A 6810-nucleotide genomic window follows, 5' to 3' on the forward strand; every position below is an offset into this window, starting at 1 on the left:
TTATTTACCCTTCTGCTGGAAGGTATCTAGAAGCTCGGTTTGAAGGTTAATGACATTTGCAAGTCGTTTGATTCCCAAATTAATGCGGTCTGGGGTGGGGAACGAGTAGCAAACGCGTAGGTAACGCTGACCGGAACCGTCACCAAAGAACGCGGTGCCCGGTGTGTAGGCGACCAATTCTTTAACCGCAAGCGGCAACATGGCCTTCGAATCAATACCTTCGGGCAGAGTAATCCACAGGTAAAAACCGCCATCAGGTCGGGTAGTTTCAAGATTTGGCAAGTATTCGTGCATCGCGTTTAGTGCAGCATCGCGCCGTTCACGATAAACCCCGCGAAAAGTGTCGATCTGACCCTTCCAGTCGGCGTTGGCCAAAAATTCGCTAATCATCATCTGTGTGAAAGATGATGGGCACAGCAGCGCCGACTCTTGAGCGAGCACCATTTTGTCGCGGATGGCCGGCGGGGCGAGAACGTAGCCCACTCGGAAACCGGGCGCCAAAATCTTTGAGAACGAGCCCAGATAAACGACGCCGTCTTCATCCATTGAGCGCACCGCCGCCGGTGATGGCTTATCAAAGTAAAGCAAACCGTATGGGTTGTCTTCGATGATCAAAATGTGTTCGCGCTTACAAATTTCGAGAATTTTTGGGCGACGTTCGGCGGAAAGAGTTACGCCTGATGGGTTGGCGAAGTTGGGCACCAGGTAAAGGAACTTGATGGTTCGACCGTCGGCCTTCATCCGGTCGATGCTTTCTTGCAGTGCTTCTGGGCTCATGCCGTCGTGATCGGTGTGCACGTGTTCGATGTGCGCTTCATAGTGTCTGAAGATGCCGATCGCACCCACATAGCTGGGACCCTCAGCCAAAACCACGTCGCCTTTATCTAAAAATAGACCGGCAAGCATGTCTAAGCCGTGCTGGGATCCGGTGGTGACCACTAGATCTTCGACCGAAGAGTGAATGCCCTCAAGCGCCATCAACTCGCGGATTTGATCGCGCAGGGTTAGGTCGCCTTGACCGCCACCGTATTGAATCGCCAACAGGCCGCGTTTTGCCATGGTGTCGGCATAGGCCTTTGCCAAAGTCTCTTTAGGCAAGGCCGCGACATAGGGCATGCCCCCAGCCAGTGAGACAACTTCAGGGCGCGAGACCACAGAAAACAGAGCTCGAACCTCAGAAACCGCCAAGGTTTCCGCGCGCGCCGCATAAGCATCCAACCAAGGATCAAGGTTGTGGGCCTGCGGGCTGCTCTCTGTCATGTCTCATCTCCCAAATACGCGAAAGACGGCCTCGCAGCCGTCTTCGCTAAAGAATTTCTATAAGACTAGTTCAAAAAATCAGCCAAATCGTTCAAAAGCGCCGCCTTTGGCTTGGCGCCAACGATGTTTTTGACAACCTGACCGTCTTTGAAAACAATCAGCGCTGGGATGCCAGTGATGTTGTAATCCATTGCCAATTTAGGTTCGTTGTCGACGTTTACCTTGACTACCTTCAGCTTGGCTGCGTTTTCGATTCCGATTTCATCAACGATTGGTGAGACCATGCGGCATGGGCCACACCACTCAGCCCAAAAATCAACTAGTACGGGGCGTTCGCTGTTTAGTACTTCGCCCTGAAATTCTGCGGTGGTTACTTCCTGTGCCATTTTTTATCCTTCAAATTCTGTTTTACGTGAAACTATGCGTGATCGGTCAGGTAGTGCTCGGCATCTAGCGCGGCAACACATCCTGAGCCGGCAGCGGTAATGGCCTGACGATAGGTCGGGTCAATCACATCACCGGCGGCAAAAACTCCAGGCAGGCTGGTCTTTGAAGACCTTCCTTCAACCTTGATGAAACGATCTGCGGTTAGTTCTACCTGGTCTTCAACCAACCAAACGCGCGGGTCATTTCCAATTGCGATAAATAGTCCGTCTAGTGGCAGTTCAGATTTCGAACCGTCGACGGTGTTTTCGAGGGTTACCGCGGTTAGGTTCGTCTCACCGTGCAGCTCGGTGACGGTGCTGTTGTAAATAACCTCGATTTTTGGGTTGTTCAGTGCACGGTCAACCATGATCTTCGAAGCTTTGAAGCTGTCACGGCGGTGAATGAGGTAAACCTTGCTGGCAAAGCGGGTCAGGAAGGTGGCCTCTTCCATTGCCGAGTCGCCACCGCCAACTACGGCGATGGTTTTTTCGCGGAAGAAAAAGCCGTCGCAGGTGGCACACCAAGAGACACCGTGACCGGAAAGCTCTTTTTCACGCGGCAAACCAAGTTCGCGGTAAGCGGCGCCGGTTGCCAAAATAACTGTTTTGGCTTCATAGGTCTCGCCCAAACCGGTTTTTACGATTTTGACATCGCCCTTTAGGTCAACTTCAACGACGTCGTCGTATAAAACTTCGGTACCGAATCTTTCGGCTTGGGCCTGCAGGTTAGCCATCAACTCAGGGCCCATGGTTCCTTCAGGGAAACCTGGGAAATTTTCAACCTCGGTGGTTTTCATCAGTTCGCCGCCGATTTCGACCGAACTGGCAATCAGCAGCGGGTTTAAGCCGGCGCGACCGGTATAGATTCCTGCAGTGAATCCGGCAGGACCGGAACCGATGATGATGACTTCGCGCACTAAAACTCCTTGTATTGATACTTGTCGATTTTACCGGCGGAACCGGGTGGCCAAATTACTCGACAAGGTGACCACTTCTGGAACTCTGAGTAAACGCAGAGCGATTACGTAACTGCCCAGCATGACACTGCCCACCAAAATTGAGGTCAGGATTGCCGTCACAATTGAATCAACCGCAAAGGAGTTAGCTTTTGTTCCCCCAAGCAGCTGTAGCGTAACAAAACCAAATAAACCAGAGAGCAGACCGGAAATAATAAAGCTGGAACCTGCTGCTGCGTTTTTGCGTCCCTCAAGTGAACCTATTTTGCGACGCAGCATGGCGTAGGCGAGCAAACCCTGCACCAAAATGGTGAAACTAGTTAGTGCTGCTAAGCCCACCACCAGCCATTGGCCGGGCAGGGTGAACGACATGGTGATCGATCCGATGATGTGCAGCGAAATCTGCACCACGGTGAACCAAAACGGGCTGCGGGTATCTTCGATGGCGTAAAAAGCCCGCTGCATCATGTAGACGAAGCTAAATGGAACCAGACCTACCATCAGCGCGATGATCACGTTGCCCAAAGCGACCAAACCGCCATATTCACCAACAAAAACGCGGGCTACCGGATAGGCCAAGACAATTAGGGCTGCGGTTGCGAAAACTGAAATCAGCATGATGCTGCGCAAGCCGGCCAGTAAATCTGCCTTCAGCAGGTCTAAGCGATTTTCATGGGCATGCGAGGCCATCTTGGTGAAATAGGCGGTGGCAATAGAAACCGTTGCCACCGAGTGCGGCAACATAAAGACCAGCCAGGCGATTGCGGCTGCGGCCACCGAGGCAACCGCAACATCTTCGGTTCGTGCCGCTACGGCGCCCGAGGCAACTACGGTTTGCACCAGACCGCCAATTTGAGTGACCAAAACCATGGCCAGCGACCAACTGGCTGCCTTTAGTGCTGGTCGCAGCCCAAAACCGCGCCATTTGAAATTTAAGTTGAGTTTTAGCCCGACGCGCTTCCAGAAAACAAAAAGAATCAGGGCCTGCGAAACCACTCCGGCAGTAGCCGAACCAGCCAGCAAAGCCACCTGCTCACCTGACCACTGTTCAACCGTGCGATTGCCGGTAGGGTCGGCTCCAAAAATCACCAGGAAGGCCACTAAACCGGCGAGTGAAACCAGATTGTTCAACACCGGAGCCCACATGAATGGTCCAAAAGCACTGCGAGCGTTTAGCACTTCGCCCAAAAGCGAGTAGAGCCCGTAAAAAAACAACTGCGGCAAACACCAGTAGGCAAACGCCGTGGCTAGGGCCAGCTGATTGTTATCCCAGCCGCTGGTGTAAATGCTAACCAGGAACGGCGCTGAAATTGTGGTCACCACCGTGACCGCGAAGAAAACCGTAATGATAAAAGTCAGCAGCCGATCGACGTAGCCTTTGCCGTCATCATCGTTTTGTCGCGCTTTAACAATCTGCGGCACCAAAACCGCGTTCAGCACACCGCCGACGATAATGGCGTAGACGTTGTTGGGCAGTTGATTAGCAACACCAAATGCGTCGGCGGCATCCGTGGTGACACCAATTGCGGCGGCTAAAACAACTGCTCTAACAAAACCCAGGATGCGTGAAATTATGGTTCCGCTGGCCATAATCAGCGAGGAGCGGGCGATGCTCAATTCAGCTCCTGAACTTCTTCGGCCAAGCGCCGTTGCCGTTTGCGCAAAGTGCGCAGAACACCTAGAGACAGCAGAATTGCGACTGAACCACCGAAGGTGACGAAGATTATGGTTTCAAGATCGGGTTCGACGTTCATCTGCAGCACGATCTCATCGGTGAGCACTATGCCTGAAAATGTGGTCAGCCAAACCCGCATAAAAACTTTGCCGCTGGCAACTGCCTGCACCGGAACTTGGGCATTAATGGTGGTTAGGGCTGGCACCACAACCTCAACAGCGCTGGGTACTCGAACTCGGGCATTGCTGGGGCGCATGTGCACAAAAACTCTAATATCGGCGTTGAATTCGTTTTTGATGCTCACCGGAACCAGCGATTCGTGGGCTACCAGGTTGATTGTTGATCCGGGAATAATCTTGATCTCTGGAACCGCAGCATTTGCTGGAGCAGCCAGTCCGATAGAGAGGACAGCCGCAGCAATCCCCCCAATTATTCGGCCACCGAATCTCACCGCTGCTGCTCGATCCATTCAATTGCCGTCTTCGCAAGCCGACGTTCGTTCTCGTGGGCCAAAGTGTCAACCAGGTTTTCTAACGCAAACCACTGCACATCGACTGCCTCGTGCTGCGGATCGTTTTCAACTGTCAGGTCACCGCCGAGTTGCCGCATCAGAAAGTGGTGAACGGTTTTGGAAATCAATTTGTTGCCGGCCGCAAATTCGTAATTGATCGAACCCAGCGACTGCAAAATTTCAACTTCGAGGCCGGTCTCTTCGGCAATTTCGCGAATGGCTGCCTGCTCAATGGTTTCGTCGCCTTCGGGGTGACCCTTTGGAACACACCAATCAATGCGACCGCTGCGGTTTTCACGACCGATCAGGGCAATTCGGTTACTACCGTCACCGGCTAAAACAAAGCCACCGGCCGACGTCTCAGACACCCGCACCAGATTGCGTGCGTAGTGCCTAGGTTTAGCCGAATTCATAAGAGAACTCTAAACCCTGTGGCACGATTGAGAGCGTGCAAACCGTAGCCGAAGCAATTGCGAATCTGGAGCGTTCTACTGAGAACCTGCTGTTTGATTTGCTCGGCAAAATTTTCCAGGATGCCGGCCACGAACTCTCGTTGGTTGGGGGTCCGGTGCGCGATGCTTTCTTGGGTCGGCAAGCACCCGATCTAGATTTCACAACTTCGGCAACCCCGGATGAAACCCTGGCGATTTTGAAGCCGCACGTGGATGCACACTGGGATATCGGCCGCGAGTTTGGCACTATCGGCGCTCGAATCGGTGACGACACTATTGAAATCACCACCTATCGAGCAGATAAGTACGATCACATCACGCGAAAACCGCAGGTAGCTTTTGGCACCAACCTCGAAGATGATCTGTTCCGCCGCGACTTTACGGTTAACGCGATGGCACTGCGCCTGCCCGAAAAAGTTTTTGTCGACCCGTTCAACGGTCTGCGCGATTTGCTAGCTGGAGTGCTGCGAACCCCCGGAAAGCCGCAAGATTCGTTTGGCGACGACCCGCTGCGCATGATGCGTGGCGCCCGGTTCGCATCGCAGCTTGGTTTTGAAATCGAACCTGAAACTTTTCAGGCGATGGTCGACATGGCTGACAAAATCGAAATGATTTCCGCCGAGCGGGTGCAAACCGAGTTGGTCAAATTGATGCTGGGTAAGCATCCGCGTGCTGGTCTCGAAGCCTTGGTTGATTCGGGAATCGCTGCATTTGTATTGCCCGAGTTGCCTGCTTTGAAACTAGAGAGCGATGAGCATCACCACCACAAAGATGTTTATCAGCACACTTTGACCGTGGTCGAGCAAGCCATCGATTACGAGCGCGATTACGGTCTCGAAGGTGATTTTGTGCTTCGCTTCGCCGCCCTGCTGCACGACTGCGGTAAACCAGCTACCCGAAAATTAGAGCCCGGGGGTGCGGTTTCGTTTTATCACCACGATGTAGTCGGAGCGAAACTGGCAGCCAAACGCATGAAAGCCCTTCGGTTCGATAACGACACCACCAAGGCTGTGGCCCGTCTAATTGAACTGCATCTTCGCTTTTTCGGTTACAGCGATGCTGCCTGGACCGATTCGGCAATTCGCCGTTATGTGCGCGATGCCGGAGATCAACTGCTGCGACTGCACGCATTGACTCGGGCCGATGTAACCACGCGAAATAAACGTAAAGCCGACCGGCTAGCTTTTGCCTACGACGACCTAGAGCGCCGCATCGAGCAAATTAGTGAGCAAGAACAACTGGATGCGCTGCGCCCAGACCTCAGCGGTGAAGACATTATGCGCATCCTAGATTTGAAACCATCTCGTGAAGTTGGCGAGGCTTATAAGTTCTTGATGGAACTGCGTCTCGAAGAGGGTGAGCTGGGCGCAGTTGAAGCAGAAAAACGCTTGCTTGCCTGGTGGAAAGCCCGCTAAACTAACAAGGTTGTCGTTTGGCCCAGGTTTTTGCCTGTTTCCGCCCGACAACGCTATGCAATTACCCTCCTGTCACGGAACGTCCGTGACCGCTAAGACCAAAGGAGGTGGGTTAG

The 6810-nt window shown here is 53.0% G+C and carries 7 protein-coding genes; 1 reads left to right on the forward strand and 6 read right to left on the reverse strand.

What is annotated here, in order from left to right; translation table 11 throughout:
- The 6 genes from A4Z71_RS06910 to A4Z71_RS06935 all read right to left on the reverse strand — a co-directional run bounded on the left by A4Z71_RS06910 (position 1) and on the right by A4Z71_RS06935 (position 5195).
- Positions 1–1260 (reverse strand): aminotransferase-like domain-containing protein, encoded by a 1260-nt coding sequence (locus A4Z71_RS06910; RefSeq protein WP_070955152.1) that lies wholly within the window; start codon positions 1258–1260, stop codon positions 1–3.
- Between the two features lie 65 nt (positions 1261–1325).
- A complete protein-coding gene (gene trxA, locus A4Z71_RS06915) occupies positions 1326–1646 on the reverse strand; it encodes a thioredoxin (RefSeq protein ID WP_070955153.1) in 321 nt (106 codons plus the stop codon).
- Between the two features lie 32 nt (positions 1647–1678).
- Positions 1679–2602 (reverse strand): thioredoxin-disulfide reductase, encoded by a 924-nt coding sequence (trxB, locus tag A4Z71_RS06920; RefSeq protein ID WP_070955154.1) that lies wholly within the window; start codon positions 2600–2602, stop codon positions 1679–1681.
- A 30-nt stretch (positions 2603–2632) separates the two neighbouring features.
- Complete coding sequence (gene murJ, locus A4Z71_RS06925; RefSeq protein ID WP_084028466.1) at positions 2633–4258, reverse strand: murein biosynthesis integral membrane protein MurJ; 1626 nt, start codon at positions 4256–4258, stop codon at positions 2633–2635.
- On the reverse strand, positions 4255–4785 hold the full coding sequence (locus A4Z71_RS06930) for a DUF6049 family protein (RefSeq protein ID WP_070955155.1): 531 nt from the start codon (positions 4783–4785) through the stop codon (positions 4255–4257). The genes murJ and A4Z71_RS06930 overlap by 4 nt, the downstream gene beginning before the upstream one ends.
- Entirely contained in the window at positions 4764–5195 is a 432-nt protein-coding gene (locus A4Z71_RS06935; RefSeq protein ID WP_335582245.1) for an NUDIX hydrolase, read from the reverse strand. The genes A4Z71_RS06930 and A4Z71_RS06935 overlap by 22 nt, the downstream gene beginning before the upstream one ends.
- Before the next feature lie 80 nt (positions 5196–5275).
- Here A4Z71_RS06935 and A4Z71_RS06940 point away from each other — a divergent pair, with 80 nt between their 5' ends.
- On the forward strand, positions 5276–6694 hold the full coding sequence (locus A4Z71_RS06940) for a CCA tRNA nucleotidyltransferase (protein ID WP_070955157.1): 1419 nt from the start codon (positions 5276–5278) through the stop codon (positions 6692–6694).
- Positions 6695–6810: the final 116 nt, after the last annotated feature.

The organism is Candidatus Rhodoluna planktonica, from assembly GCF_001854225.1.
Classification (GTDB): domain Bacteria; phylum Actinomycetota; class Actinomycetes; order Actinomycetales; family Microbacteriaceae; genus Rhodoluna; species Rhodoluna planktonica.